At 58.3% G+C, this 26121-nt stretch carries 21 protein-coding genes; 8 read left to right on the top strand and 13 right to left on the bottom strand.

Going from position 1 to position 26121, the window contains the following annotated elements:
* Window positions 1–2: 2 nt before the first annotated feature.
* From EK22_RS08095 to EK22_RS08085, 3 genes are read left to right on the top strand one after another with little or no spacing between them, the layout of a single operon-like run.
* Window positions 3–623 (top strand): DUF4194 domain-containing protein, encoded by a 621-nt coding sequence (locus EK22_RS08095; RefSeq protein ID WP_036249743.1) that lies wholly within the window; start codon window positions 3–5, stop codon window positions 621–623.
* On the top strand, window positions 620–3991 hold the full coding sequence (locus EK22_RS08090; RefSeq protein WP_036249737.1) for an ATP-binding protein: 3372 nt from the start codon (window positions 620–622) through the stop codon (window positions 3989–3991). The genes EK22_RS08095 and EK22_RS08090 overlap by 4 nt, the downstream gene beginning before the upstream one ends.
* Window positions 3988–5244, top strand: a complete 1257-nt coding sequence (locus tag EK22_RS08085) for a DUF3322 domain-containing protein (RefSeq protein WP_200882573.1) — start codon at window positions 3988–3990, stop codon at window positions 5242–5244. The genes EK22_RS08090 and EK22_RS08085 overlap by 4 nt, the downstream gene beginning before the upstream one ends.
* 147 nt (window positions 5245–5391) lie before the next feature.
* Here EK22_RS08085 and EK22_RS24665 read toward each other — a convergent pair whose 3' ends face one another.
* The 4 genes from EK22_RS24665 to EK22_RS08065 form a co-directional block, all read right to left on the bottom strand.
* The gene (locus EK22_RS24665) at window positions 5392–5853 is read right to left on the bottom strand and encodes a hypothetical protein (protein ID WP_036249735.1); all 462 of its coding nucleotides are present in this window, start codon (window positions 5851–5853) and stop codon (window positions 5392–5394) included.
* 93 nt (window positions 5854–5946) lie between these two features.
* Window positions 5947–6339 carry a hypothetical protein gene (locus EK22_RS08075; RefSeq protein WP_020161221.1) on the bottom strand — a complete coding sequence of 131 codons (393 nt, stop codon included), beginning with the start codon at window positions 6337–6339 and terminating at the stop codon, window positions 5947–5949.
* 157 nt (window positions 6340–6496) lie between these two features.
* Window positions 6497–8656 carry an amylo-alpha-1,6-glucosidase gene (locus tag EK22_RS08070; protein WP_020161220.1) on the bottom strand — a complete coding sequence of 720 codons (2160 nt, stop codon included), beginning with the start codon at window positions 8654–8656 and terminating at the stop codon, window positions 6497–6499.
* A 21-nt stretch (window positions 8657–8677) separates the two neighbouring features.
* Window positions 8678–9823 (bottom strand): glycosyltransferase family 4 protein, encoded by a 1146-nt coding sequence (locus EK22_RS08065; protein WP_036249734.1) that lies wholly within the window; start codon window positions 9821–9823, stop codon window positions 8678–8680.
* Window positions 9824–10257: 434 nt separating this feature from the next.
* Between EK22_RS08065 and EK22_RS08060 the strand changes: the two genes are divergently transcribed.
* The 5 genes from EK22_RS08060 to EK22_RS08040 all read left to right on the top strand — a co-directional run bounded on the left by EK22_RS08060 (window position 10258) and on the right by EK22_RS08040 (window position 14451).
* Entirely contained in the window at window positions 10258–10572 is a 315-nt protein-coding gene (locus EK22_RS08060; RefSeq protein ID WP_036249732.1) for a DUF167 domain-containing protein, read from the top strand.
* Between the two features lie 357 nt (window positions 10573–10929).
* Window positions 10930–11580: a glutathione S-transferase family protein gene (locus EK22_RS08055; RefSeq protein ID WP_036249730.1), complete on the top strand. Its 651-nt coding sequence runs from the start codon at window positions 10930–10932 to the stop codon at window positions 11578–11580.
* Window positions 11581–11582: 2 nt separating this feature from the next.
* Window positions 11583–12404 carry an arylamine N-acetyltransferase family protein gene (locus EK22_RS08050; RefSeq protein ID WP_036249727.1) on the top strand — a complete coding sequence of 274 codons (822 nt, stop codon included), beginning with the start codon at window positions 11583–11585 and terminating at the stop codon, window positions 12402–12404.
* Window positions 12405–12429: 25 nt separating this feature from the next.
* Window positions 12430–13005 (top strand): transglutaminase-like domain-containing protein, encoded by a 576-nt coding sequence (locus tag EK22_RS08045; protein WP_036249834.1) that lies wholly within the window; start codon window positions 12430–12432, stop codon window positions 13003–13005.
* 534 nt (window positions 13006–13539) lie between these two features.
* Window positions 13540–14451 carry a YiaD family glycine zipper/OmpA-like lipoprotein gene (locus EK22_RS08040; RefSeq protein WP_036249722.1) on the top strand — a complete coding sequence of 304 codons (912 nt, stop codon included), beginning with the start codon at window positions 13540–13542 and terminating at the stop codon, window positions 14449–14451.
* A 96-nt stretch (window positions 14452–14547) separates the two neighbouring features.
* Here EK22_RS08040 and EK22_RS08035 read toward each other — a convergent pair whose 3' ends face one another.
* From EK22_RS08035 to hyfB, 9 genes are all read right to left on the bottom strand, one after another.
* On the bottom strand, window positions 14548–15942 hold the full coding sequence (locus EK22_RS08035; protein WP_152565036.1) for a sigma-54-dependent transcriptional regulator: 1395 nt from the start codon (window positions 15940–15942) through the stop codon (window positions 14548–14550).
* Window positions 15939–17390 carry a sensor histidine kinase gene (locus tag EK22_RS08030; protein ID WP_036249717.1) on the bottom strand — a complete coding sequence of 484 codons (1452 nt, stop codon included), beginning with the start codon at window positions 17388–17390 and terminating at the stop codon, window positions 15939–15941. The genes EK22_RS08035 and EK22_RS08030 overlap by 4 nt, the downstream gene beginning before the upstream one ends.
* A gap of 60 nt (window positions 17391–17450) precedes the next feature.
* Window positions 17451–18158 (bottom strand): DUF2490 domain-containing protein, encoded by a 708-nt coding sequence (locus EK22_RS08025; RefSeq protein ID WP_235209250.1) that lies wholly within the window; start codon window positions 18156–18158, stop codon window positions 17451–17453.
* A gap of 526 nt (window positions 18159–18684) precedes the next feature.
* A complete protein-coding gene (locus EK22_RS08020; protein ID WP_020161207.1) occupies window positions 18685–19194 on the bottom strand; it encodes an NADH-quinone oxidoreductase subunit B family protein in 510 nt (169 codons plus the stop codon).
* A 9-nt stretch (window positions 19195–19203) separates the two neighbouring features.
* Window positions 19204–20781: a hydrogenase large subunit gene (locus EK22_RS08015; RefSeq protein WP_036249706.1), complete on the bottom strand. Its 1578-nt coding sequence runs from the start codon at window positions 20779–20781 to the stop codon at window positions 19204–19206.
* Window positions 20782–20926: 145 nt separating this feature from the next.
* On the bottom strand, window positions 20927–22387 hold the full coding sequence (locus tag EK22_RS08010; RefSeq protein ID WP_036249703.1) for a hydrogenase 4 subunit F: 1461 nt from the start codon (window positions 22385–22387) through the stop codon (window positions 20927–20929).
* Entirely contained in the window at window positions 22384–23061 is a 678-nt protein-coding gene (locus tag EK22_RS08005; protein WP_036249698.1) for a formate hydrogenlyase, read from the bottom strand. The genes EK22_RS08010 and EK22_RS08005 overlap by 4 nt, the downstream gene beginning before the upstream one ends.
* Window positions 23058–24002, bottom strand: coding sequence for a respiratory chain complex I subunit 1 family protein (locus EK22_RS08000; protein ID WP_036249695.1), 945 nt, complete (start codon window positions 24000–24002; stop codon window positions 23058–23060). The genes EK22_RS08005 and EK22_RS08000 overlap by 4 nt, the downstream gene beginning before the upstream one ends.
* Entirely contained in the window at window positions 24002–26086 is a 2085-nt protein-coding gene (gene hyfB / locus EK22_RS07995; RefSeq protein ID WP_036249691.1) for a hydrogenase 4 subunit B, read from the bottom strand. Before hyfB ends, EK22_RS08000 begins: the two co-directional genes overlap by 1 nt.
* Window positions 26087–26121 lie beyond the last annotated feature (35 nt).

Raw genomic sequence — 26121 nt, 5'->3', positions numbered from 1 at the left:
GAATGACGGAACAAGAACTTGAAAACGCGGCGGCGCATGATTTATCGGCCCTGCTGATCCCTTTGCTCAAAGGTGTGATCTATCGGGAGGCCGACGCAAGCCTCTGGCAGGCGCTGCTCAACCTGCAGGCCCGGGTGCGCGACTATGTGGCAGTGCTGGGCCTGGAACTGGTGCTCGACGAGGCCGAGGGCTATTCGTTTTTGCGCTCGCGCCAGGAAAGCGACGATGACGCCGCTCCCAGGCTTCCGCGCCTGGTGGCGAGGCGTCCGCTGTCGTTCCCGGTGAGCTTGCTGCTGGCGCTGCTGCGCAAGAAGCTGGCCGAGTTCGACGCGGGCGGCGGCGATACGCGGTTGGTGCTTGCGCGCGACGAAATCGTCGATCTGGTCCGGGTATTTTTGCCCGAAAGCAGCAACGAGGCCAGGCTGATCGACCAGATAGAGACGCATCTAAACAAGATCGTGGAACTGGGTTTCCTGCGCAAACTTAAACCGGCCGCGGGCCAGACCGCCATGTTCGAAGTACGGCGTATTCTCAAGGCTTTCGTCGACGCGCAGTGGCTGGCGGATTTCGATGCTCGGCTGGCGGCGTATCAGGCGCAACTCGCGCAAGGAAATAAGTTATGACCACTATGCAATTGGGCCTGGATTTCGTGGCCGACGACGCGCTGTCGGGCTTTCGCCTGCATCGGCTGGAGGTTTACAACTGGGGCACGTTCGACGGCCGGGTGTGGATACTGAATCCGGACGGCCAGAACGCCTTGCTGACCGGCGATATCGGCTCGGGCAAGTCGACGCTGGTCGATGCGGTCACCACGCTGCTGGTGCCGGCGCACCGCATCGCCTATAACAAGGCCGCCGGCGCCGACAGCAAGGAGCGCTCGCTGCGTTCCTATGTGCTCGGGCATTACAAGTCAGAGCGCAATGAAGTGAGCGGAAACGCCAAGCCCGTGGCATTGCGCGACCACAACAGCTACTCGGTGATTCTGGGCGTTTTTCACAATGCCGGCTACGACCAGACCGTGACGCTGGCGCAGGTCTTCTGGATGAAGGACGCGCAGGGACAGCCGGCGCGGTTTTACGTCGGCGCGGAACGGGACTTGTCGATTGCGGTCGATTTCGCCCACTTCGGCTCCGACATCGCGGGCCTGCGCAAGAAACTGCGGGGCCTCGGCGCCGAGATGAACGATAGCTTTCCGCCTTACGGCGCCTGGTTCCGCCGCCGCTTCGGCATCGACAATGAACAGGCGCTGGAGTTGTTTCATCAGACGGTGTCGATGAAATCGGTGGGCAACCTGACCGATTTCGTTCGCAGCCACATGCTCGAGCCTTTTGATATCGCGCCGCGCGTCACGGCCCTGATCGGCCATTTCGACGACCTGAACCGGGCGCATGAGGCGGTGCTGAAGGCCAAGCGGCAAGTGGCGCTGCTGTCGCCGCTGGTTAGCGATTGCGAGCGCCATGCAAGTCTCATTGCGCAAGCCGAGGAACTACGGGCCTGCCGCGAGGCGCTGAGGCCTTACTTCGCCAACCTGAAATTCGGCTTGCTGGAAAAACGCATCGCCAGTCTTGCCGATGACTGGAGCCGGCAGGATGCCCAGGTCAAGCGCATCGAGGAGGACCGTGACGCGCAACGGGTCAAAATGGATGAACTCAAGCGCAGCATCGCTGATAACGGCGGCGACCGTCTTGAAAGACTGGCGATCGATATCCGCAACAAGGATCAGGAGCGCCAGGCGCGCGAGAACAAGGCGCAGCGTTACGCCAGGCTGGTCAGCGCCATCGGCGAAAGTCCGTCGGAGGACGAGCCCGGCTTTCTGGCGCAGCGGCAGCGCTTTCTGGCGCTGGCCGAAGCGGCGCGGGCGCAAGATGACAGACTGCAGAACGACCTGACCGAGCACGGCGTGAGTTTGCGCCAGGGCAAGCAGGAACATGACCAATTGAGCGCCGAGATCAACAGCCTGAAAGCCCGGCGCAGCAATATCGACGACCAGCAGATCCGGATGCGCTCCGCCTTGTGCGAGGCTTTGAATATTTCGGAGGCCGACATGCCGTTTGCCGGCGAACTGCTGCAAGTGCATGAGGATGAGCGCGACTGGGAAGGCGCCGCCGAACGCTTGCTGCGCAACTTCGGCTTGTCGCTGCTGGTGCCGGATGCGCATTATCCGGAAGTGGCGGCGTGGGTCGACAGAACGCACCTTAAAGGGCGGCTGGTCTATTTTCGGGTGCGCCGGGGCGCCCGGGGCGAGTTGCCCGGCCTGCACCGGGATTCGCTGGCGCGCAAACTGGCCATCAAGCCCGACTCGCCTTTCTACGATTGGCTGGAGCGGGAAATCGCCCACCGTTTCGACGTCGCCTGCTGCGCGACGCACGAGCAGTTCCGCCGTGAAATCAAGGCCATTACCCGCGCGGGCCAGATCAAGGCGCCGGGCGAGCGTCACGAGAAGGACGACCGCCACCGGCTGGATGACCGCAGCCGCTATGTGCTGGGCTGGACCAATGAAGCGAAGATCGCGGCCCTCGAAGCCAATGCCAGGCAGTTGGCGGCCCGGCTGGGCGAATTGGGCGGTCGCATTGGCAAGATCCAGGCCGAGAAGGGCGCCCTTAAGGAACGCCTCGAGGCGTTGTCGAAACTTGACGAGTACACGGATTTCCGCGAACTCGACTGGCAATCGCTGACCCTGGAACTGGCTCAATTGAAGGACGAAAAGAAGCAACTGGAGTCCGCTTCGGATGTGCTCAAGCAATTGAGCGAACAGCTGAATGAGGTTGCCGAGTCTTTGAAAGACAGCGAATCCCGGTTGGAGGCGCATAAAGACAAACGCTCGAAAACCGAGCAGAAAAAGACCGACGCCGAAGCGCTGCTGGCACAGCTACAAACGCTGCTGGATAGCTGCGCGCCGGCTGTCCACACGGAGTATTCCGATCGGCTTGATGCCATCAGGAGCGAAGCATTGGGCGAGCATCAACTGACTGTCGAATCCTGCGACAATCGCGAGCGCGACATGCGCGACTGGCTGCAGACCCGGATCGATGCCGAGGATGCGAAGCTCAAACGCCTGCGCGACAAGATCATCCAGGCGATGGCGGCGTACAAGGAAGCCTTCAAGCTGGAGACGGCGGAAGTCGATGCCAGCATCGAAGCCGCTTTCGAATACCGGAACATGCTCGATCAGCTGCAGGCCGACGATTTGCCGCGCTTCGAAGCGCGCTTCAAGGAGCTGCTGAATGAGAACACCATCCGCGAGGTGGCGAATTTCCAGTCGCAGCTGGCGCGCGAGCGGGAAACGATCAAGGAGCGTATCGCGCGCATCAACGAGTCGTTGACCGGGATCGATTACAACGCCGGCCGCTATATCATTCTGGAGGCTCAGCCGACGCCCGACGCCGACATCCGCGACTTTCAGGCCGAACTGCGCGCCTGCACCGAAGGGGCGCTGACCGGCTCCGACGACAGCCAGTATTCGGAAGCCAAATTCCTGCAGGTCAAACACATTATCGAGCGTTTCCGGGGCCGGGAAGGGCTGTCCGAGCAGGACCGCCGCTGGACCGGCAAGGTCACCGATGTGCGCAACTGGTTCGTGTTCGGCGCCAGCGAGCGCTGGCGCGAGGACGACAGCGAGCACGAGCACTATTCCGATTCGGGCGGCAAGTCGGGCGGTCAGAAAGAGAAGCTGGCCTACACCATCCTGGCGGCGAGCCTGGCCTACCAGTTCGGCCTGGAATGGGGCGCGGTGCGTTCCCGATCCTTCCGTTTCGTGGTCATCGACGAAGCCTTCGGGCGTGGCTCGGACGAGTCCGCGCAATACGGCCTGCGGCTGTTTTCCCAGCTCAATCTGCAACTGCTGATCGTCACGCCCCTGCAGAAAATCCATATCATCGAACCGTTCGTTTCCAGCGTGGGGTTTGTCCATAACGAGGAAGGCCGCGCCTCCAAACTGCGCAATCTTTCGATCGAGGAGTACCGGGCCGAGAAAACGAGGATGGCGGGATGACCGAAGGGAAGGCGCCAAGGATGGCGCGCATCGACTGGACCAGGCCGGCCGACTTGCGCGCCCAGGTGCAAAAACTCTGGGATAGGGGGGAATGGCTGGCCGCTCTTGTCGCGGATGTCCCGTCATTGCCGAAGCGCCTGCTGCTGAAGGGGCCGACATCGGCCGAGATGGCCGATCGCTTTGATGATGTGCGCGCCTGGATTACCGAACTTCGGGCCATGTCTTACTACCGGGTAGAGATGAGGGAATTCAGGCACCGGTTGCTGGGCGCTAACGCAGTGCCCCGGGAGGTCTGGATCGATACGGTCGAGGATGCCGCCGCGCTGATCGGCAAACGGCGGGACGTGGTCCGCTTCACGGCATTGATCGAGCTGACAGGCAGGCGCCAGCCCAGGCTGCTGGAGTGGCTGGGAAAACGGCCACTGCGCGCCCTGGAGCTTGCCGATGCCTGGGAGCGGCTGCTGGAAATCGCCGCCTGGCTTGAACGCCATCCGCGCCCCGGCGTATACCTGAGGCAGGTGGACATCCCGGGCGTGCACAGTAAATTTATCGAAGCCCATCGCGGCGTGCTCATGGAGTTGCTGGATCTGGTCTTGCCGCCCGGGGCCATTGATCAGGCAGCGTCTGGCGCGAGCCAGTTCGCCAGGCGGTACGGGTTCCTCGACAAACCGGTCCGCATCCGCTTGCGCGTACTCGATCCGGAAATAAACCTTTTCGGCCGCGCTCGGAACAGGCAGGCGCCGGATATCGCACTCGATGCCGAGAGTTTTGCCGGGCTCGATCTCCCCGTCGCGCGTGTTTTCATCACCGAGAACGAAATTAACTTCCTGGCCTTTCCGCGGGTTGAGAACAGTCTGGTCCTCTTCGGCGCGGGATACGGTTTCGAGATGTTGGCCCGTGCCGACTGGCTTTCGCGCTGCCGCATGCATTATTGGGGCGATATCGACACCCACGGCTTCGCGATCCTTGATCAGCTGCGCGGCCGGTTCGGGCACGTGGAGTCGTTCCTGATGGATCGAAAGACACTGCTGGCGTTTGAACCGTTATGGGGAGAGGAAGGGAAACAGACAGTGCGCGACCTGCCTCGGCTGAATGTTGAAGAAGCGGCGCTCTATGATGATCTGCGGGACAACCGGATTCGCGAGAATCTGCGCCTTGAGCAGGAAAGAATCGGCTTTGGCCATGTGCAGTCCGCATTATCGGCGCTCGAGCCGGCTCATGTATTCGACGAAGTTGCTCAGCCAATTGATTAGTTCCAGAAATTTGAATCTTGCATCGCTCGCGAACGATACCCTAAAGGGCACAAGTGCGCCTCCTGGCTCGGCACATCCTATTACTTAGGAACGCGCATAAAATAACTTCCTCAAGTACGCGGATGAATTTCCGGTGTAGGTGCGGATTTATTTATGCCCTATGGGCACAAGTGAATTCGCACCTACAATTTCGTCATAACTGATGTTACGCACGCGGGCGGTTTCATCCCGTTTGCCGCGCCGAGCACCGCAGCTTTCGTCGGGAACAGCCCGAAGGGGCGCTTCATGGATGAAGCGGGTTGCCAAAGGGACAGGAGTCCCTTTTGGCAACCCGCGGCGAAAGCGAGGAGCACAGGATGCAAGCGGCAACCGGGCGGCCTTTTCTTTGGTTACTTTCTTTTCGACTGCATGGATGCAGGAGGTAGAGCAATGCAGGAGCAATTGCCGAGGCCGCGCAAAAGAAAGTAACTCGCCTTCGGGTGCGATAAACCCGATTAAATAAAACTGTCGCGATAGCGACACATTATTAAACCGATTTAACATCAACTGGCCGCGTAACATCAGGTCATAATCAAACTGATTGAGTACCGGTGGGAGCGATGCCCACATCGCGACTTGCCAAGCGATTTAAGATCGCGATGTGGGCATCGCCCCCGCATTGAAACCAGGCCATTGTTCAAGGCCCGATCCAGATAACGCCAGCTAATAAAAATAACCTGGATAATAAGTCCACCGCCACGGCTCGATCTTGTAGATCTCAATCTCGTTCCGAACTTCCAGGGCCTGCGCGGCGCGTTGGACGGCATCGGCCTGAAACCAGGCGGCGGCGACTTTCGCTTCTTCAATCCGGAAGGCGCGCTCTCTGTCCCAGGCTTCGGCCTTGGCGGCATCCTCTCTCTCGATTTCCTCTTTTTTTATCGCCCAGCGCTGTTGCGCGGCTATCTGCTGTTGCCTGGGAATGTCGTTGATCACCATCGGCCGGATGCCGGGCTTGTGAGGGCAGGGATCTTGCTGGTACTGGCCGGGGGCGCATTTGTAGACCTGGGCGTAAGCGGAAGTGGACAGCAAGGCGAGCAGTACTAAACATACCTTCATTTCATCCTCCTTTGCAGGTGGCGCTTCATGATGCCCGCGCCGTAGCGTAGGCACGAGAGGGGAATTAAATCCTGTGATTCAATGCCCGCGGCAATGGTTCAATTCCCGCGCTTGCCATTCCTCGCCATGGCCGCCGGCTTTTGTGCCGGCGCTGCATTCAGAGTACGGCAATCAGTTCTATGTCGCCGCTGCGCCGTTCCGTGCTGACGGCGACGTCCTTGCCGTGGCGGCGGACAACCAGGTCGATGCTGGCCGAGCCGTAGCGTAAGCCCCGAATGCGTATCCAGTTGATATAACTCGGGAGGCGCGGGTAAATCAGCCGAAGCCTCGGCTGGTCACAGTCAAAACCGATGCCCAGCATGGCTTCGATCATCATGAAGATCGCGCCGCTGGCCCAGGCTTGCGGGGCGCAGGCGACCGGGTACAGGATTGGGGCCTGCCCGGGCAGGCGGTTAAAGCCGCAAAACAGTTCCGGAAGCCGATGCTGGTCGAAGAAAATAGAGGCATCGAACAATCCCTCGATTATCTTCAGGGCTTCATCGATAAAACCGTAGCGCGCCAGGCCGGCGGCGGCCAGGGCTGTATCGTGCGGCCAGACCGAGCCGTTATGATAGGACATGGGATTGTAACGCGCCTCGCCGGCGAAGATCGTTCTCAATCCCCAGCCGCTAAAGGCGTTTTCCCCGGTGAATTGCCGAACCAGCCGCGCGGCACGTTCCGGCTTGACCATGCCGTTATAGAGCAAATGCCCCTGGTTGGAACTGCGAACCGCGCAGGGTTTGCCGTTGCCGTCCAGCGCCAGGGCATACATGTCGAGATCATCGAGCCAGAAATTGGCTTCAAAGTCTTCCTGCAGGCGATCGGCCAGGGTGCGCCAGTAGCTCGCCTTGTCTTCGAGTTGAAGGCGATCGGCCAGGTCGGCGCCGCATTTCAAGGCTTCCCAGGCATAGCCCTGAACCTCGCACAAGGCTATCGGCGGTACGGCATCGCTGCCGTCATCATGAAAAATCGAATCGTTTGAATCCTTCCAGCCTTGCTGGACCAGGCCGCCTTTCACATGCTGGTGGTAGCAGAGAAAGCCGTCCTGCGACAGTTTCGTGCTGACCCAGTTCAGTGCTTCTTCGATGTTAGGCCAAAGCTGCCTGATAAACGCCAGGTCGCCGGTCCGCTGAAAGTAATGGCCGGCCAGCACCACGAACAAAGGCGTCGCATCCACGGTTCCGTAGTACCGGCGAAACGGGACTTCGTTCAGGGCGGGCAGTTCGCCCTCACGCAATTCGTGCAGGATTTTTCCCGGTTCGGCTTCCTGGTACGGATTGTCCGACTCGGCCTGGGTCGCGGCCAGAAAGGCCAGAACGCCCCGGGTTAACTCCGGCCGCACCCATAAGGTTTGCAGCGCGGTGATCAAGCCATCGCGACCGAAAGGCGTGGAAAACCAGGGAATTCCCGCGTAGGGATAAGGGCCGTAACAGGTCTCCGTGGTCAGAATCCGCAAATCGGCCGTCGAGCGGTTGAGCCAATCGTTGAATTGCTCGTTATCGGTCCAGATTGCGGCGCTCGCCGCCCTGTCGGCCGCAACCGCACGGTTTTTGGCGCTGGCGGATTGCGTATAGTCGAGCAGATCAAATTGGGCCTCGCCATGCACGCATGAAACCAGGGACTCCAATTCATAGCTTTCTCCCGGCGCCAGCTCGATCCAGAATTTCGCGGTATCCCTTGCCAGTTCGTCAGGGGGTTTGTTAAAGCCTATGCGCGTGCGTCGGACAACACCGTCCAGCCCTTCGTAGGTCAAAATGGCGGCGTCCTGTTCCAGGCTCGGCTCTTTCTGTTTGCCATGTTGCGCGCGATGCACGCCGCGTACTTCGAAGATATCGGAAAAATCGGCGTCGAATTGGTATTCCAGGGAGAAGCGGAGCGGTTGATCGTGGTAACTGACTATTTTCAGGTATTCGCTGAGCGAGTTGTCATTGGCAATCATTTCGCGATGCAGATGCAGGCTGCCCTTTGGAATCCACAGCGATTCGTCATGGAATAAGTCCGGCGTGGTCTGGTCGACCAGCAGCCGGCTGTTGTCGAGCCTGACCATGGAGTTCAGCAACATCGGTTCGCGTTCGGCGAGCTTGATATGCCAAAACGACAGGTGACGCGTGCCGAGAAAATAAAACCCCTGTTCGCCGAACCCGACCCAGCTGATTTCGCCATGGCGGCTGAAAACCGCAAAGCTTTCGCCGGACTTAAGAACCCGGGTCCGGTCATCGGCGCGCGAGGAAGTGGCTGGAATATACCAACTGTTGTCTATTTGTATGGAACCTTCCATCTCATGCTCCGATAATTGTCGTTACAGTTTGTCGGAAACGCCGGCCGATGTCGCGGCCAGCGGTTGTTTCCAGACCGCGCCCTGCGGCATTGTCCGGCTTTTCAGCCTGTTGAGGTGATAGGTGCCTGGAAGGCTGTTTTCCTGCTGCATGATCAGCTTTTGATACACATTGACGTAATTTCTGGCCATTAGGTCCGACGAGAAGTTGTGTTCGAAATAGCTTCGGCAGACGCCGCGATCGATCCGGTCGATGCGGTCTATGGCCGAAACGGCCTGTTCCTCGGATTCGACAATGTAGCCGGTCACACCGTCCTTCATGACTTCCGCCACGGAACCGCGGCGATAAGCGATGACCGGCGTGCCGCAGGCCATGGCTTCAATCATCACCAGGCCGAAAGGTTCCGGCCAGGCGATCGGGAATATGAGCGCTTTCGCGCCGCCCAGCAATTCGTTCTTGCCCTGTTCGTCCACTTCTCCGATGTATTCGATCAGGGGATGATTAAGGCGGGGACGGATGCGGGCTTCAAAATACTCGCGATCCACGACATCGATCTTGGCCGCCATTTTCAGCGGCATGTCTGCGCGCAGGGCAATCTCGATAGCCGCTTCAGCGCCTTTTTCAGGCGATATGCGGCCAAGAAAAGCCAGGTAATCGCCGGCTTCGGCCTGAAAATCGTACAAATCAACCGGAATGCCGTTGTACACGGTATCGGTCCAGTGAGCCATGGGTAACGGGTCGCGCTGGTGATCGGCGATCGAAATGACCGGCATATCCCGGAATTCAGTGAACAATGGCTTCAGGTCGGGCAAGTCGAGCCGGCCATGCAGGGTTGTCACGTGCGGGGTCCGCATCTTCCGCCATAAAGGGAAATGCAGGAAGTCGGTATGAAAATGAATGATGTCAAAATTTTCGACAACACTGCTCACCTGGGCTAACTGCATCATATGCCAGGGCAGGGGATCGCGTTTTTCGGAGGACAAACGCAAGGCGGCCGGGACAATGGCTTGCAATCTGGCGCTGGTGCGGGAATCGGCGCTGGCGAAAAGCGTGACATCATGGCCCTGGTGCACCAGGGCTTCGGTCAGGTAGTGAACCACTCGTTCCGTTCCGCCGTAGGCTTTCGGCGGAACGCTTTCGTGCAAAGGAGCGACTTGGGCAATTTTCATTTTGTTATAACCTCTTGATACGTAAATAAAAGACGGTTAAGTTCTGCAATGAATAGACAGGTCGGCTTTCTTCAGACAGTAGATTCTCAAGTTTTATTGTAAGGATTGATGTTGCAAACGGTGAAGGCCGGGTCTGCGTAACATATGTAATCTGGGGCATGATCATCGCATTTCAAGTTGTTGGGGATCGCCCCGTGAAACGGCAAATTCTAGCGTTCCGCTTTTCCTTGTCAGGACCCCGCTAAACGGGCCGCAATGAAATCCTGATTGGCAAAGCTGAATGATGATAGTGATGCTCGGCCGGAACGCGTGCGCGGCTTTGAGCTTTGCGATTGATATTTTGAGTATTAACATGGACGATTGTTCAATATCCGCCGGCTACATGAGGGTTGCTCTCGTGGCTGGCAGCGTTTTTATCAATTGATGGAGGTGTCATGTCATCGTTTTGCCATTGGGAGGGCGATATCCTGGTGCTGAATGTCCTGGGGCGGCCGAGCGCCAGGCGCACGGCGATCGGCAAGGTCATCGGCAGGCAGTTGGAGATTCATGTCGCCGAGGCGCCGGTGCGCGGCAGGGCCACGGCGCATCTGGTGCGGTTTCTGGCGGAGCAGTTCCAGGTCGATGTCAGCGCCATCGTGGTCGTGTTCGGCGTCTATAAGGTCAACAAGCAACTGCGCATTACAGCGCCCAAACGGTTGCCGGCCGTTATCCCCCCGCCGTTCGGGCAGGGTACGCAGCCTCGGCGGTAAAGCCGCGTGCTTTCCATGGTCGTTTCCCCTCGGAATCAGAAAATAATTTTCCATCCCTTGCTTGACAGGATCAGCTTGCACTCGATGGGCTGTATATGGGCGGGCTTCCTGCCCATGCAACAACACACGCCCCAGATAATCAAATAACCTGAATGCTTTGTTTAGCTTGAACGTTATGACCCGATGGAGTGTATTGCCTGATCGTCCTGTCGTCTTTCAACTTCAGCACATCGAAAAAACATCATTTTCATCGACGTACAACGGCCCCGGACTTATTATTGTGCTGGATATGACAACAAATTGAGGTTTATTAAGAGAATAAACCGTAATTCATAGCGTAAAAGGAGTTAATACACCATGAGCATGACCTTAGTGATAGGCAACAAAAATTATTCGTCCTGGTCTTTGCGACCCTGGCTGTTTTTGAAATACCACGGCATCGCCTTTGAGGAAATCAGAATTCCGCTGTATCAGGCCGACTCCAAAAGCAAGATTTTCACCTATTCCCCATCAGGGAAAGTGCCGGCGTTGATCGATGGCGGTCTCAGGGTCTGGGATTCGCTGGCCATTATGGAATATCTGGCCGAACGGTTCCCGGAAACACAGGCCTGGCCGGAAAATCAGGCGGAAAGGGCTTTGGCGCGCTCGGTTGCTGCGGAAATGCACGCTGGCTTCACAGACTTGCGCACCCATTGCGGCATGAATTGCCGACGCTTGCCGGCGGCTAAAAAGCTGCCCGATGCGGTATACAAGGATATCGAGCGCATCGGGCAAATCTGGCGACAATGCCGGCAGCAGTACCGGAACCGAGGCCCCTGGCTGTTTGGCCGGTTCACAATTGCCGATGCCATGTTCGCGCCTGTGGCCTTGCGTTTTCGCACGTATCAATTGGAAACCAACGCGGAAGCCCGCGACTATATGAATACGGTGCTCGAATATCCGGCAATCCGGGAGTGGGTTGAGGCCGGCCAGCGCGAAACGGAAGTGATCCCCGGGCTTGAGGATTAACGATGCCATTTAACAAAGAACAATACCTGAGCCATATCGGCATCAGTCAGCCCCCGGCGACAGCAGAGGGGCTCGTCCGTCTGCAATCCGCACAGCTTCAGGCTATCGCCTTCGAAAATATCGATCCGCTGTTAGGCGTTACGCCTAGCCTGGATACCGCGTCCATTGTCCGCAAGCTGATACATGGCCGCCGGGGCGGCTATTGCTTCGAATTGAACGGTTTGCTCGGGCAGGCCCTGGACGCGTTGGGTTTTCGCTATACGCCTGTCCTGGCACGGGTCCGCATGGGGCAGCCGGAAGGCGGACCTCGCGCGCACCTGTTGTTTCTGGTCGAGGCCGAAGACGGCGCGTGGCTGGCCGATGCCGGTTTCGGCGGCCCCGGTTTCCCGGCGCCTCTGCGTCTGGAAACCGGGCTGGAACAGACGATGGCCGGAGAGGCTTTCCGCATCAGACAAGACCGCCTGTTCGACGAACTGGTGGTGGAGAAACACACGCCGGATGGCTGGTTCGCACTGTACGGCTTTGACCGGGCTTCCGTTCGTCCCTGTGATCTGGAAGCCGCCAACGTGGTTTGCTCGAGTTGGAGCCAGTCGCCTTTTCCGTTCCATCTGATGATGAACCGGTGTACGCCGTTCGGGCGCATCAGCCTGTTCGACACGAATTTCACCGAGACGCAATCCGGTACTTCAGTGACGCGCGCCATCGAAACGCCGGGGGAACTGGGCAAGGTCATCCGCGATGATTTCGGCATTGACATTGGACCCGCGCCACTGGCGGCCATTGCCGCCCGGTTGAGCTTTGAATGTGACGGTGCGCCGGCATGAGCCGGTAGCCTGGCTGGAGATTGCTATGGAAAATTATCTTCGCTGCTCTGAATATATCGATTGCAACCATCCGGACGTCGTCAGCCTGGCAAGATGGCTGGCGGATGGCGCCGAATCCGATCATGACGTGGCTAAAAAGTGCTACGAGTGGGTAAGGGACAACATTCGCCACAGTTGGGATTTCCGCTTAAACCCGGTGACCTGCCGGGCATCCGATGTGCTTCGACACAAAACCGGCTATTGCTACGCGAAGAGCCATTTGCTGGCGGCCTTGCTGCGCGCCAGCAATATCCCGGCCGGGCTGTGCTATCAGCGACTAAGTCTGGAAGGCAACGGCGCGCCTTATTGTCTGCATGGACTGAATGCGGCTTATCTGCGGGACTACGACTGGTATCGCATGGACGCCAGAGGCAATAAGGACGGCGTCAATGCCGGTTTTGACCCGCCGCGCGAGCGGCTGGCATTTGCCGTCACGGAAAAACTCGAACGGGATTTTCCGGAAATCCGGCCGGAGCCGTTGCCGGCGGTTATCAAGGCCTTGACTGAAAACCACAGCTTCCTGGCCGTTTATCAAAATCTTCCAGATATGGCAATAATCTGAAGGGGAAGAACTGACCAGCCTGCCTGAAAAATACAGTAGGGTACGCAGTGCGTACCTTTGCCCTCGTTCCCGCGCTCCCATATACCCTGAAGGGCATAAATGGGAACGCATACCGGGCCATAGGATGTGTCTCCCGGCGCCGGCACATCCTATGCGGAAACAGGGGTATTATTGACGGCCAAATCTAAATAATAATGACAGGCGACTTAAGTTAAGCCGCCCATAACCCATACTTTCCACGATACAAAATCAATTCCCTCCCAATATAGACGCTGATTTCATTTATATATCGGAATACCATTGATTAAACCGGATTCTGGTTTTTAAAAACTCTTTCATCAGCCGTTTTAATCATGTTCAGTTAAAGTTCATGAAAAATCATTAATCTTTAGCACTCAAAAAGACATTGTATGAATATCGTATTTTGAACTTAAATTTTTGAACCGTGTTCTATAATATCCAATTGTTTCCAGCTGAAAATCTCAGAGAGACACAGATATTATCTTTACAAAATTAGCCAAAGGCTGTGCGATTATGAAAAAAAAATTATTAGTTATCGGTATCAGTTCCGCTTTATTGACAGCTTGTGTAACGGACCCTTACACCGGCCAGTCACGGATAAGTAATGTTGCCAAGGGGGGAGGCATAGGGGCTGCGGTAGGTGCCGGTGCTGGTACATTGTTTGGCGGCAATGACCTGGCGAATGCCGGTTGGGGCGCTTTGGCCGGTGGCGCGGTTGGCGCGGCGGTTGGCGCTTATATGGACCGCCAGGAACAACAGATGCGTGATTCACTGCAGGGAACCGGTATCGAGGTTCAAAGAACAGCCGAGAATACGCTGAACCTGACCATGCCGAACAATGTGACATTCGGGTTTGATTCCTCCAATTTAACACCGCAGGCCCAATCCGCGCTGGATTCAGTGGCTAATGTATTAAACCAGTATCAGGATTCCAGAATCAGTATTACCGGCCATACCGATGATATCGGGGCCGATAATTATAATCAGAGGTTATCCGAGCAACGCGCTTCCAGCGTTTCAAGCTATTTAACCCAGCGTGGCGTGAATTATTCGCGCATTACCCAGCAGGGCATGGGTGAGCGTGAGCCAAAACTGCCTAATACCAGCGAAGCCAACCGAGCAGAGAATCGCCGCGTGGAACTGGCCATTGTCGCTAATCCGAGTGCCGGCAGCCAACCGGGTACTCAACCGCAAGGTCAACCGCAACAGCAAGGTTATCCGCAGCAACAGGGGCAACCGCAGCAGCAAGGTTATCCGCAGCAGCAAGGTTATCCCCAGCAGCAAGGTTATCCCCAGCAGCAAGGTTACCCCCAACAGCAAGGTTACCCCCAACAGCAAGGTTACCCCCAACAGCAAGGTTACCCTCAACAGCAGAATTACCCTCAACAGCAGAATTACCCTCAGCAATACGACTATTACAGATAGAACCGTCAGCTTTTAGAGGAGGGCAGTCCGCCAGATCAATGTCGGACTGCCCGTTTTTTTGTAAAAAAATCAGCAAAGCCGTGTCAGGCGCCAGAATCAATTCGCCGTTTTAAGATTATATTTGCGCACCCGGTAGCGCAGTGTTTCCCGTGTCGTGCCCAGTGCCCGCGCGGCGGCGGTCAGGTTGTTGTCGGCCCGCTCCAGGGCGGTCTTGATGATGAAACGATCCATCTCTTCCAGCGCCATGCTGCCGTCCAAAGGCAGGCAAATCCTGTCTTTCGGTTCAACCATCGAACTGTCCGAAGCCGTGCTTTCCTGGCCGGGCAACTGCAGCCACTGAGCCGGAAAGACCGGACCGTCGGCGAACAGCACGCAGCGCTCGATGACGTTGCGCAATTCGCGGACATTGCCGGGCCAGTGATGGGCGCGCAGTTTCTCCCAGACCGGTTCGGGAATGTCCTTGACATGGCGCCCGGCCTTGGCGTTGTACTCGGCGACGAACAACGGCACCAGTTCGTCCAGATCCTCCCTGGCTTCGCGCAAAGGCGGCAGCATCACGCGGAAAACGTTCAGCCGATGATAGAGATCGCCGCGGAACCCGCCTTCCCGTACCATCTTCTCCAAATCCTGATTGCTGGCCGCGATAATCTGCACATCGACCGTGATTTCCTTCTCGCCGCCCAGGCGCCGTACTTTATGATCCTCGATCGCTTTCAGCAGTTTGGCCTGTAAATCGAGCGGCATTTCGCCGATCTCGTCCATAAACAGCGTGCCGCCGTCGGCCTGTTCCAGCAGGCCGCGATGGCGTCCCGAGGCCCCGGTGAAGGCGCCGGGCTCGTGGCCGAACAATTCCGACTCCAGCAGTTCGCGCGGCAAAGCGGCGCAATTGACTTCGATCATCGGCTGTTGCGCCCTGACGCCGCCATAATGCAGGATGCGCGCCGCCAGCCCCTTGCCGGTGCCCGTTTCGCCGCCAATGATCAAGGCGCTGAAAGGTACCTGGGTCAGGCGCGTCAGCAATGCCCGGATATTGCGCGCTTGCCGGCTCGACCCGACATAGGCATCCGGCGAATAACGCCGGTGCCCTTGCCGTGCCTGGTCAATGACCCGGCGCTGTATCGCCGCGCCGCGGGCCGCGCTGTTGACGACCAGATCGAGGCGATCCGGATCGCAGGGCTTTTCCAGAAAATCATAAGCGCCCAGACGCAAGGCTCTAACCGAATCCGGCACGCTGCCGTAGCCGGTCAGGAACAGCCATTCGGCATGGCTGATGCTCTTTTGGGTTTTTTCCATGAAGTCCAGGGCATTGCCGTCAGGCAGGTTCATGTCGGACAGAATCAGCAAAGGTTCCAGCGCCTCTTTAAGCAGCAATTTCCCGGCTTCGGCCAGTGAGGTCGCCAGCACGACCTCCCAGCCGGATTGCCGATAGTGGCGGCACAGCTCCGAGCCCAGCAGTTTTTCGTCCTCGATAATCAGCAAGGTTTCCATCAGGCTTGATCTCCGATAAGGGAAGTATTCGGCAGTATGAGCGACACGCAAGCGCCATGCGGCTGATAATTGCTGAGCCGGATGCTGCCGCCCATGTCTTTGACAAAACGTTGCACCATGGCCAGCCCCAAGCCGGTACCGCGCTGGCGGCTGGTGCGAAACGGCCGGATGCCGTGATTCAGCATATCCTCGGGGAAACCCTGGCCGTTATCGATGATATCGATATGGAGTCCCTGTGTATCCTTGCGGGCCTTGATGCAGACCACGCCGGTGCCGCCTTCCAGAGACTCCACGGCATTCAGGATCAAATTCAGCAGGGCCTGGCGCAGCGCGCTCTCGGGCAGTTGTACCGGCAGCGGACAGGGCGCGTCGATTTCCAGATGCACGGTTTCGGCAATCTGATAGCGCGTCAGCATGATCAGGTCGCGGATCAGCGCAGCCGCATCGAATTCGGTTGCCGGCTCCGGCGAATGCCGGCTCTGGTCCAGCATCTCGTTGAGCAGCCGGGCCAGGCGTTTCAACTCATCGCCGATCATATCCAGTCGTTCCTGCTGGTCCGGCGCCTGAATTTCACGGCGAAAATTACTGAACGCGATTTGAATGCCGGCCAGGGGATTGCGGATTTCATGCGCCAGTTCCGCGGCCACTTCGCCTACCGCCGCCAGCCGCTCCGCCCGCGCCAGACTTGATTGCTGTTCCAGCAGGGCCTGCGTGGCCAGTTTGACCTCCTGTTGCAGGGACTGGGCGTGCAGGCGCTTGGCTTCCTCCAGTTCCGCCAGATGCTTGACCATCTCATTGTAACTGTTGAATACCGGCAGCAGCAGCGGATCAAGATGATCGGTCGTGATCGGCGTATAGCTCTCTTCCGTCAGGCGCTGCAAAAGCTGCTTCAAGTCGTTGAGCGGATGCAGGATGCGGCTGCGCAGAAACAGCACGGCCACGATCAGGGTCCAGGCCAGGATGAGCAGCGCCAGGTACAGTTCGGTCTCCGTGGTGCGGCTGATGTTCTCCAGCAGGTACTCGCGCTGCAGCGTTTCGTTATCCAGCGTTTCACTCATGACCTTCAGCGCCGCGATCAGGCGCGTGTTTTTCTCCAGCTGGTCCAGTTTGCCGACATCGACCAGCAGGTTGCGTACCGTTTCCAGGCTTTTTCGGGTTTTTGCCGATAAATGGCGATGCTCGGCCATCAATGCATTCATTTCGTCCAGGGTTTTGTCCAGCGCCGCCGAAGGGGAGGCCGGCACCGCTTCGGTCAGATATTCGATCAGCGATTGCTGCAGGCCCACCGAGACATTCTGGATGCGATGAGAGTAAGTGGCGTACGAGAGCACGGTTTCGAAGCGATGCAGATTGCGCCAGATCATGCCGCCGAGAATGGCCAGCACCAGCAGCAACAGCCCCAGAAAAGCAAGGCCGCGCAGTTGAACGGGGCGATAAAAGAGTGATTTCATTCAGGGATGGGTGTTATAAGGCGCCAGGCAAGACAGCTCTGTCACCTTGCGCCTTTGGCCTCAATAATTCAAATATAAATTAACCGAGAGGATATGACTCATGCGGTCGGGCCCGACGGCCTTGCGGATGTATTGATTCATATAACCGATTTCCGTTCGGGTGCTTTTATCGAAATTGTAGCCGACGCCGGCAAATACGCGGTTCTGGTCAAAACCGTCGTCGGCGCCCCAGTCGGTCCGGTTGAGATTGGCGAAACACTCGTCAGTAAGCACCAGGCTGAAATCGGTCGCGAACGGCAAGGGTTTCGACAGCTTCAGCAACTGCCGGAAACGCCAGCCGACATCCTCGCCATTCTGCACGAAGCGCTGCTCGAAGCGGCTGCGGCTGGTGATCGTGCCGAACGAGAATGTCTCGCTCCACAGCAATTGCTGCCAGATACGGTGTTCGTCAACCGGTGTGGCCGCGAAGGGTTCCTCGGTGGGAATGAAGGCATAACCCAGCCAGACAGTGGTATTGTCATTCAACGCATAGCCGAGACCGGTACGCAGCATGCCCTGCGAGAAGCGAGAGGTATCCTCGCCGAACCGGCCCTGGCCTTCGAGCCAGTATTTGAAGCTTTTCAGATCGGGATTGAGAACGCCCAGGCTGCCCGTGGCCGTTATATTGCCCCAGGTCTGGAAATCTTCCGCGGTCTTGGCGGCAATGGGATCGGAAAGCGTCAGGCTGAGGAGCAGCGGTAAAATCAGCCGCATTTTTGAAGTCTTCATTATTCTTAATTTCATGATTTAATTTTTTGTTACAAGGCAAGAGCAGCAAACCGGTATTGCCGCGTTGCTTCATGGGGATTATACCGGCTGATTGGAAACTCATGTAGGGTACGCAGCCGCTGTCATCAAGTTAAGGATTCGGTAATCAATAACTGTCTTATTTTAAACGGCGTCTGTGGGAGCGATGCCCTCATCGCGACTTGCGGTGTCTTTAGTCGCGATGAGGGCATCGCTCCCACGGGGATCATAAAAAGCGGCATCGGGATGTTATTTTTAGCCGAATCCTAAGAAATCGTTCCGAATTATTTGCCGGTGCTGTAGGTGCGAACCTATGTGTTCGCCCTTGCCCAACAGTTCCCCCTCGGCCAATGGTTTCCCGGTAACCTGTCGTGCACCGGACACAGGGCGGACACGCAGGTCCGCCCCTACGGTTCATCCCGGAATTGGAAATGGACCTTGCGGTTGTTCCGGTAATCCCGTAGGTGCGAATTTATCCGCACAGGAAAAACGGTACGCGATGCCTACCCTACTTGCGCATCAATCCCAGCAGTCCCTTCATTAATACCAGCGGCGTCGGCGGGCAGCCGGGAATCACCATATCCACCGGGATGACATTGGCTACCGCGCCGCAGCTGGCGTAGGACACGCCGAATTCACCGCCGCAGGCGGCGCAGTCGCCGGCCGCGATGACCCATTTCGGATTCGGCGTCGCTTCATAGGTGCGCAGCAATGCGGTCTGCATGTGCCGCGATACCGGGCCGGTCACGAGCAGCACGTCGGCATGCCGCGGCGAGGCGACGAAATGGATGCCGAAGCGTTCTATATCATAGAAGGGATTGTTGAGCGCATGGATCTCCAGTTCGCAGCCGTTGCAGGAGCCGGCGTCGACTTGCCTGATCGCGATACTGCCCGAGAATTTCCGGTCGATATGGCTTTTGATCTTGATGCCGAGCTGTTCCAGCTCATCATCTTTCGGCGCCTTGACCGGTTCGGTGACCACGCCGGTGGTCAGGATTTTTTTGAACAATCTCAGCATGTGCCTCTCCTATAAATCATGGCCCGAATAGGAGCCATTCACGGATTTGTTGCAGACCGGGAAATCCGGGACGATATTGTCCAGCACCAGCTTTTCCAGTACCGGCCAGTTCAGCTGGCTGGGATCGCGCGGATAGAAGCGGGCAATGGCGTTGTCGGCATCGAAGCGAATATAAGCGATGATCTCGCCGCGCCAGCCCTCGACGATGCCCAGACCTTCACGGCCCGCTTCGGGTGTCTTCCAGGCGTTGCGCAGATCGCCCGGCGACAAAAGATCGATAAATTGCCCGATCAGTTTCAGGGCGACGCTGATCTCCTTGTACCTGACCCAGAAGCGCGAGGCGATATCGGCCTGCGTTTCCACCGGCACCTTGACCGTCAGGCGGTCGTAAGGCGCGTAGGGCGCATCGCGGCGCACGTCGAAATCCTGCCCGCTGGCCCGGCCGACAAAACCCAGGGCGCCGAAGGCGGCGGCGATGGCTTCCGGCAGCAAGCCTGCCGTGTAGAGCCGGTCTTCCAGGGATGAATTCAGATCCAGCGCCGGCAGGACTTCGCCCAGTTCAACTTTCAATTGGTATATTCCTCGCTTGATGGCGATACCGGCCTGTTCGGATACATCACAGTCCACGCCGCCCGGCACAATCCGGTCCATCAGCAGGCGATGGCCGAACAGTTGTTCATTGCAGCGCAGCCACAGTTCCCGCAGGCGCGCGAACTGCATGTGCGCAAAAGCGAAGCCGACGTCATTGCAGATCGCGCCCATGTCGCCTAAGTGGTTGGCGACCCGCTCGCGCTCGGCCAGAATACCGCGTATCAAAGCCGCGCGCGGCGGAATCTCGATGCCGGCGGCCCGTTCCATGGCCAGGCAGGCGGCCCAGCAATGGCCGACCGTGGTGTCTCCCGAGACCCGACTGGCCAGGCGCGCCAGTTGCTCGGGCGTCCGGCCTTCGGCGATTTTTTCGATGCCCTTGTGCACGTAGCCGAGGCGTTCTTCCAGATTCAAAATGGTCTCGCCCACGGCCTGGAAGCGGAAGTGGCCGGGTTCGATAATGCCGGCATGAACCGGGCCGACCGGAATTTCATAAACGCCCGCGCCGTAGGCCTTGACGAACGGATAATCCCGATCGGGCGGCGTGACCGCTTCCGGCTCGCCCTGAACAGGGAAATCCTTGCGCAGCGGATAGCGGGTTTTGGGCCAGGCCTTGTGCCGGGTCCAGGGACGGTTGTCGGGATGGCCCGCGAAATTCACGCCGAACATATCCTGCGTATGGCGCTCGCTGCGGCTGGCGGCCGGATATACCGTGGCCTGCGAAGGCAGTTCCGGTTTCGGGTTATGGACTCGGGTCCGCAGCAGGACGTAGCGGCCCTCTTTTTCGAAACAGGCGTTGATCAAAAACCATTCCCGCGCCTGCTCGGCCCAGCCGGCCGCCCAGCGCAAGTTGTGCTGCAAGGCCAGTTGCGCAAACCGTTGCCAGTCATCGCTGGCGATCTGCCACAGGTCTGCCGGGCCGATGGCGAGCTGTTCGACCGTGATGCCGGCCTCGTCGGTCTGCTTTAAAAAATCGGCCTTCCAGTTAGGAGCATGCATAGAATAACTTCCTCAAGGTGTGCAAATGATTTTCGATGTAGGTGCGGATTCGCCTAGGGCGCCTACTGTTGGTATCCTCATAGTGCGAATACCCAAGGGGCACAAGTGAATTCGCACCTACAATTTCATGTTCGGTTGGTATAACTCATGGCGCACTCCCCGAGATCAATAGCGTCGCCTGCGAGAACCAGTCGGCCAGAAAGCCCGGAATAGCCAGGCCCAGCCAGAGTACCAGTCCCAGATGAATCATGACCGGCCACAGGTTGGCTTTGATGGGCTGCTGGCCTTCGGGCCTGTCGCCGTAGACGATCGGCTGGATATGCCGGAACAGGCCAGCGAAGGCGATGCCTATCCCTAACAATAACAACGGCGCCAGCCACGGATAACTGCGCATCGTGGCCAGCAGTACCAGAAATTCGCTGGTGAAGACGCCGAAAGGCGGGAAACCGGCAATCGAAACCGTGCCGATCAGCAGCCCCCAGCCAATCTGTGGCTGGGTCTTGATCAGTCCGCGTATCTTTTCCATGTTCTGCGTGCCGGCCAGCTGAGCCGCATGGCCCACCGTCACGAAAATTGCCGACTTGGTCAACGAATGCACGGTCATATGCAGCAAGGCCGCAAACGTCGCCAGCGGGCCGCCGATGCCGAAAGCGAAGGTCATCATGCCCATATGCTCGATAGAGGAATAACTGAACAGCCGTTTGATGTCTTTCTGCCGGTGCAGGAACAGGGCGCCGACCAGGAACGACAGCAGGCCGAATCCCATCATCAGGAAACCGGCCATATCGGACTGGGTCGCGCCGTCGACCAGCATCTTGTTGCGCACCACGGCATAGAGCGCATCGTTCAGCAGCAGGCCCGACAGCACCGCCGACATCGGCGTCGGGCCTTCGGAATGGGCGTCGGGCAGCCAGTTATGCAGCGGCACGAGACCGATTTTGGTGCCGTAGCCGATCAGCAGGAACACGAACGCGATTTTAAGCACTTCGGGATTGAGCTTATCGGCGTTTTCATAGAGCACCGACCAGAGCAGGGCGTTTTCCTCGCTGCCGATCTGCTCGGCCGCGTAATACAGCAGAATCGTGCCGAACAGCGCCTGCGCGATGCCGACGCCACAGAGGATGAAGTATTTCCAGGCCGCCTCCACCGATTCGGGTGTGCGGTACAGACTGACCAGCAGCACCGTCGCCAGCGTCGCGCCTTCCATCGCGACCCACAAAATGCCCATGTTGTTGGTCGTCAGTACCAGATACATCGACAGCATGAAGCCCTGGTACATGGCGTGATACAGCTTCAGGCGCGCATCGTTGAGCCGGCCGGTTTCCATTTCGTGCGCCATGTAAGGCGCGGAAAAAATGGCCGTGGTCAGGCCGACGAAAGCCGTCAGCACGATCAGATAGACGTTGAACGGATCGATCAGAAACGCTTTGCCGGCCGACAGGATCGTGCCTTCGCGCAGCACGTTGATGGCCAGCCAGAGCGTGGCGATCAGGTTGACGGCGTTCAGGCGGATATTCCATGCGCCGGAATCGGCCCGGTGGCCGGCCAGCGCGAAAAAGGCCATGCCGGCCAGTGGAATCAACAGCACCAGATAGGCGGCGATCATTTATCCACCTCGCTCAAGCGGTTCAGCAGATCGACGTCGAGCGAATCGATGCTGGTGCGGATATGCAGGAAAAAGATGCCGAACAGCACGGCCGCCACCAGCACATCGAACGCCACACCCAGCTCGACCACCATCGGCATGCCGTGCGTGGCGACGATGGCGGCGAAAAACAGGCCGTTCTCTATCGACATGAAACCCACCACATGCGCGACCGCCTGCCGGTGCGAGATCATCAGCAGCATCCCCAGCAGCATCACCGACAAACTGACGGCCAGGGCATTGAGCATGACCAGGGACGAGGTCTGCACGATGGGGTGCAGGATGTAATAACTGAACAGCATCAGGCTGGCGCCGCCCAGCATGATGGCGGTATTGTTGCTCAACGCCTCGACATCACGGTGCATGTTCATTTTCAGCACCTGCCGCCGCAGCATCCAGGGAATGAGGATCACCTTGAGGACCAGCGTCAGCGCGGCGGAAATATACAGATGATAATTGCTCAGGCTGTAGGCGGCCACGGCCGTGGTCAGAGCTAATAAAAATCCCTGCACGGCGAACACGAAAATCAGCCTTAACAGCCGCCCCTGGCCCAGCATCAGAAACGACGTGAGTCCGACCAGGGCCGCCAGCGACAGGATGGCCTGCGTATAAAAATCCAGTTGCTCGATATTCATCGCGCACCCTCCAGAATGATATGGCTCAACATGCCCAACAAACCCAGCAAATAAGCAAAACTGAGGTATTCCTGCACGCGGAACAGGCGCATTTTCGCGAACAGCGTTTCCGACAACGCCAGCAGAATCGACAAAAACGCCAGTTTGCCGATGATGAACAGCAGGCCGTAGCCCAAATCCCCCGGCGTGATCCTTTCGGCAATGCCCCACGGGAAAAAGATGTTGGCGATCAATACGCCGTACAGCATCAGTTTCAACTGGCTGGCCCACTCGATCAACGCCAGGTGGCGGCCGCTGTATTCCAGGATCATGGCTTCATGGATCATGGTCAGCTCCAGATGCGTGGCCGGATTATCGACCGGTATGCGCCCGGTCTCGGCAATCGCGACCAGCATCAGCGAAAGCAGCGCGAAGATGAATGAGGGGCGCAATACCAGGCCTTCATCGAGCACAAAGTCGATGGCTAGCGAAAGATTGGTCGTGGAGGCGGACATGGTCAGCGCGAAAATGCCCATCAGCATGGCCGGTTCCGCCAGGGTTGAAATCGTCATCTCGCGCGAAGACCCCATGCCGCCGAAGGCCGTGCCGATGTCCAGGCCGGCCAGCGCCAGGAAAAACCGGGCAAAGGAAAAAAAACCGATCAGCACGATGACATCGGCGCTGGCCGAGGTCGGCAGGTCCACGGCGATCAGCGGCACGATGCTGGCGGCCAGCACCATGGCCGAGAAGATGATGTAAGGGGAAATCGTGAAGATCCAGGAGGCCTGATCCGAGACCACCGGCTGCTTGCGCGTCAGCTTGAGCAAATCCCGGTAAGGCTGGAACAAGGACGGCGCCTTGCGGTTCTGCAGGCGGCATTTGCAGCATTTGATCCAGCCCGCCAGCAAAGGGGCCAGCGCGACAAACAGCACGGTTTGCGACATTGCCAATAACCAGTTCATCAGCTGATAATCCATAACATAACGATTAAGGTAACGAACGAATAGCCCAGATAAGTCCGGATATTGCCGGTCTGGATGCGTCCCACCAGTCTGGCCGTCCGGTTGACGGCCCGCTCGATCGGCTGATACAGGCGCGGCCAGCTGTGATCCTGTATTTGCAGGGCATAATGAATCGCCGCGACATCCTGATCCATGGCGCCCTGGCGGTCTTTTTTGACCTGCTCGTCGATGAGCCAGACTCTGGCGAAAATGCGCCTGAACGGCATCATGAAGGCGCTGGCGCTGTATTGCATGCGCGGCGTCAGGCCGCCGAAGCCGCAGTCCCAGGTTTCGGCCCGGCGCATGACCGTGGCAGGGCTGCGGCGCAGATAGCGGAAGCAGATGCCGGCCGCGATCAGCGCTCCGACCAGCACCAGCGGCGCCGAATAGGAAGCCTGTTCGGCGGAAACGGGCGCCAGATGCAGCCAGCTCAAGGAGGAGCCATCCGGCAAGGACGCCCCCAGCAGCTGTTCGGCAACGTGATTGATCAAGCCCAGCATCAGGCCCGGAAAAATGCCGAACAAAAAGCACAGGCCGGCCAGCAGGGCGGGGCCGGCCAGCATGCCCGGGTCGGCGATTTCCTGGGCCTTGTCGGCATGCCGCGAACGGGGCAACCCCAGGAACAGGATGCCGAAGACATTGACGAAGCAGGCTGCCGCCAGGGCCGCGGTCAGCGCCAGCGCGGCGGCGGCGACCGGAATCAGGCTGCGCAAGACGCCGTTGTCGATGACATCGACCTGCAGCGCCGTCTGGAAAGCCAGCCATTCCGAAACGAAGCCGTTAAACAGCGGCAACGATGAAATGCTCATGCAGCCGATCAGGAACAGCATGCCGGTCTTCGGCATGCGCTTGATCAGGCCGCCCATCTGGTCGATATTCAGTTCATGGGTCTGGTGATGAATCATGCCCGCGCCCAGGAACAGCAGATTCTTGAACAAGGCATGGTTGAAAGCGTGAAACAGCGCCGCCAGAAAACCCAGCGCTCCCAGTTGCGGCTGGTTCTGCGCCATGAAAATCATCGACAAGCCCAGCACCATGACGATGATGCCGACGTTTTCGACCGAACTGTAGGCCAGCATGCGCTTCAGATTGGTCTGCATCATGGCGTACAGAATGCCGCCCAAGGCCGAGACCGTGCCCGCTATCATCAGTACCAGTCCCCATTGCCAGTACACCTCGCCGATCAGGTCGAAACAGAACCGGATCAGGCCGTACAGGGCCACTTTCAGCATCACGCCGCTCATCAGGGCCGAAATGTGCGATGGCGCCACCGGATGCGCTTCCGGCAGCCAGACATGCACGGGCACGAGGCCGGCTTTCATGCCAAAGCCCAGCAGCGCCAGCGCAAACGCGATGCTGGCCCAGGCGTTCGATAATCCGGCGCCGCGCAAGGCATCGAAAGTGAAGCCGTCGGCAAAGCTGGCCAGCACGCCGAAAGCCAGGATTATGGCCAGCGCCCCGATTTCCGCCATCAGCAGATAAAGAAAAGCCGCGCGCCGGTTGGCCGGGTTGTCATGCTGGAACGCCACCAGAAAATAGCTGGCGACCGACATCAGTTCCCAGGCGATCATGAAGAAGAAGGCGTCGTCGGCCAATAGCACCAGCAGCATGCCGGCGATGAACAGCCCGCTGAACAGGCTCAGGACCGCAAAGGGATGCTTACTTTCTTCATAAGCCGAGACATAGCCGGGCCCGTACAGGCTGACGGCGCTAACGGCGATGCCGATGATCAGAAAGAATAAGCCGGACAGATTGTCGAAGCGCACCTGCCAGGGCAGCCAGGGCAGGCCCAGACCGATCCGGCCGGTCATCACCTCGCCGCTGACCAGCACGCTCACGCCGGCCAGTGCCGCGAAAAGCCCCGACAAACCCAGCAAGCCGAACACGGCCTGCCGTGTCAGAATCTGCGCCCGTTGCTCTTCCAGGCTGCCGGGCATCCGGAGCCGGCCTAACGCCGGAAGGTTGCGTCGCCCCTGCATCAGCAGCGGCGGCAAGCAGGAAGCAAAGCTTAACAGGACAGCACAATAGGCCAATACAAGAATCATTCAACGCTCCGTCAAGAGATGCGGGTGGGGCAGCC

Source organism: Methylobacter sp. BBA5.1, from assembly GCF_000746145.1.
GTDB classification, from domain to species: domain Bacteria; phylum Pseudomonadota; class Gammaproteobacteria; order Methylococcales; family Methylomonadaceae; genus Methylobacter; species Methylobacter marinus.
Note: the sequence above shows the minus strand (reverse complement) of the source record. Positions and strands in the feature narration are given on the sequence as shown.

Coding starts and splice junctions, on each gene's coding strand:
- EK22_RS08005 (WP_036249698.1), bottom strand. CDS start 23,061: ATGAATATCGAGCAACTGGATTTTTATACGCAGGCCATCCTGTCGCTG.
- EK22_RS08060 (WP_036249732.1), top strand. CDS start 10,258: ATGTCATCGTTTTGCCATTGGGAGGGCGATATCCTGGTGCTGAATGTC.
- EK22_RS08000 (WP_036249695.1), bottom strand. CDS start 24,002: ATGAACTGGTTATTGGCAATGTCGCAAACCGTGCTGTTTGTCGCGCTG.
- EK22_RS08045 (WP_036249834.1), top strand. CDS start 12,430: ATGGAAAATTATCTTCGCTGCTCTGAATATATCGATTGCAACCATCCG.
- EK22_RS08030 (WP_036249717.1), bottom strand. CDS start 17,390: ATGAAATCACTCTTTTATCGCCCCGTTCAACTGCGCGGCCTTGCTTTT.
- EK22_RS08090 (WP_036249737.1), top strand. CDS start 620: ATGACCACTATGCAATTGGGCCTGGATTTCGTGGCCGACGACGCGCTG.
- EK22_RS08085 (WP_200882573.1), top strand. CDS start 3,988: ATGACCGAAGGGAAGGCGCCAAGGATGGCGCGCATCGACTGGACCAGG.
- EK22_RS24665 (WP_036249735.1), bottom strand. CDS start 5,853: ATGTGGGCATCGCTCCCACCGGTACTCAATCAGTTTGATTATGACCTG.
- EK22_RS08010 (WP_036249703.1), bottom strand. CDS start 22,387: ATGATCGCCGCCTATCTGGTGCTGTTGATTCCACTGGCCGGCATGGCC.
- EK22_RS08050 (WP_036249727.1), top strand. CDS start 11,583: ATGCCATTTAACAAAGAACAATACCTGAGCCATATCGGCATCAGTCAG.
- EK22_RS08025 (WP_235209250.1), bottom strand. CDS start 18,158: ATGAAGACTTCAAAAATGCGGCTGATTTTACCGCTGCTCCTCAGCCTG.
- EK22_RS08095 (WP_036249743.1), top strand. CDS start 3: ATGACGGAACAAGAACTTGAAAACGCGGCGGCGCATGATTTATCGGCC.
- hyfB (WP_036249691.1), bottom strand. CDS start 26,086: ATGATTCTTGTATTGGCCTATTGTGCTGTCCTGTTAAGCTTTGCTTCC.
- EK22_RS08040 (WP_036249722.1), top strand. CDS start 13,540: ATGAAAAAAAAATTATTAGTTATCGGTATCAGTTCCGCTTTATTGACA.
- EK22_RS08065 (WP_036249734.1), bottom strand. CDS start 9,823: ATGAAAATTGCCCAAGTCGCTCCTTTGCACGAAAGCGTTCCGCCGAAA.
- EK22_RS08055 (WP_036249730.1), top strand. CDS start 10,930: ATGAGCATGACCTTAGTGATAGGCAACAAAAATTATTCGTCCTGGTCT.
- EK22_RS08020 (WP_020161207.1), bottom strand. CDS start 19,194: ATGCTGAGATTGTTCAAAAAAATCCTGACCACCGGCGTGGTCACCGAA.
- EK22_RS08070 (WP_020161220.1), bottom strand. CDS start 8,656: ATGGAAGGTTCCATACAAATAGACAACAGTTGGTATATTCCAGCCACT.
- EK22_RS08075 (WP_020161221.1), bottom strand. CDS start 6,339: ATGAAGGTATGTTTAGTACTGCTCGCCTTGCTGTCCACTTCCGCTTAC.
- EK22_RS08015 (WP_036249706.1), bottom strand. CDS start 20,781: ATGCATGCTCCTAACTGGAAGGCCGATTTTTTAAAGCAGACCGACGAG.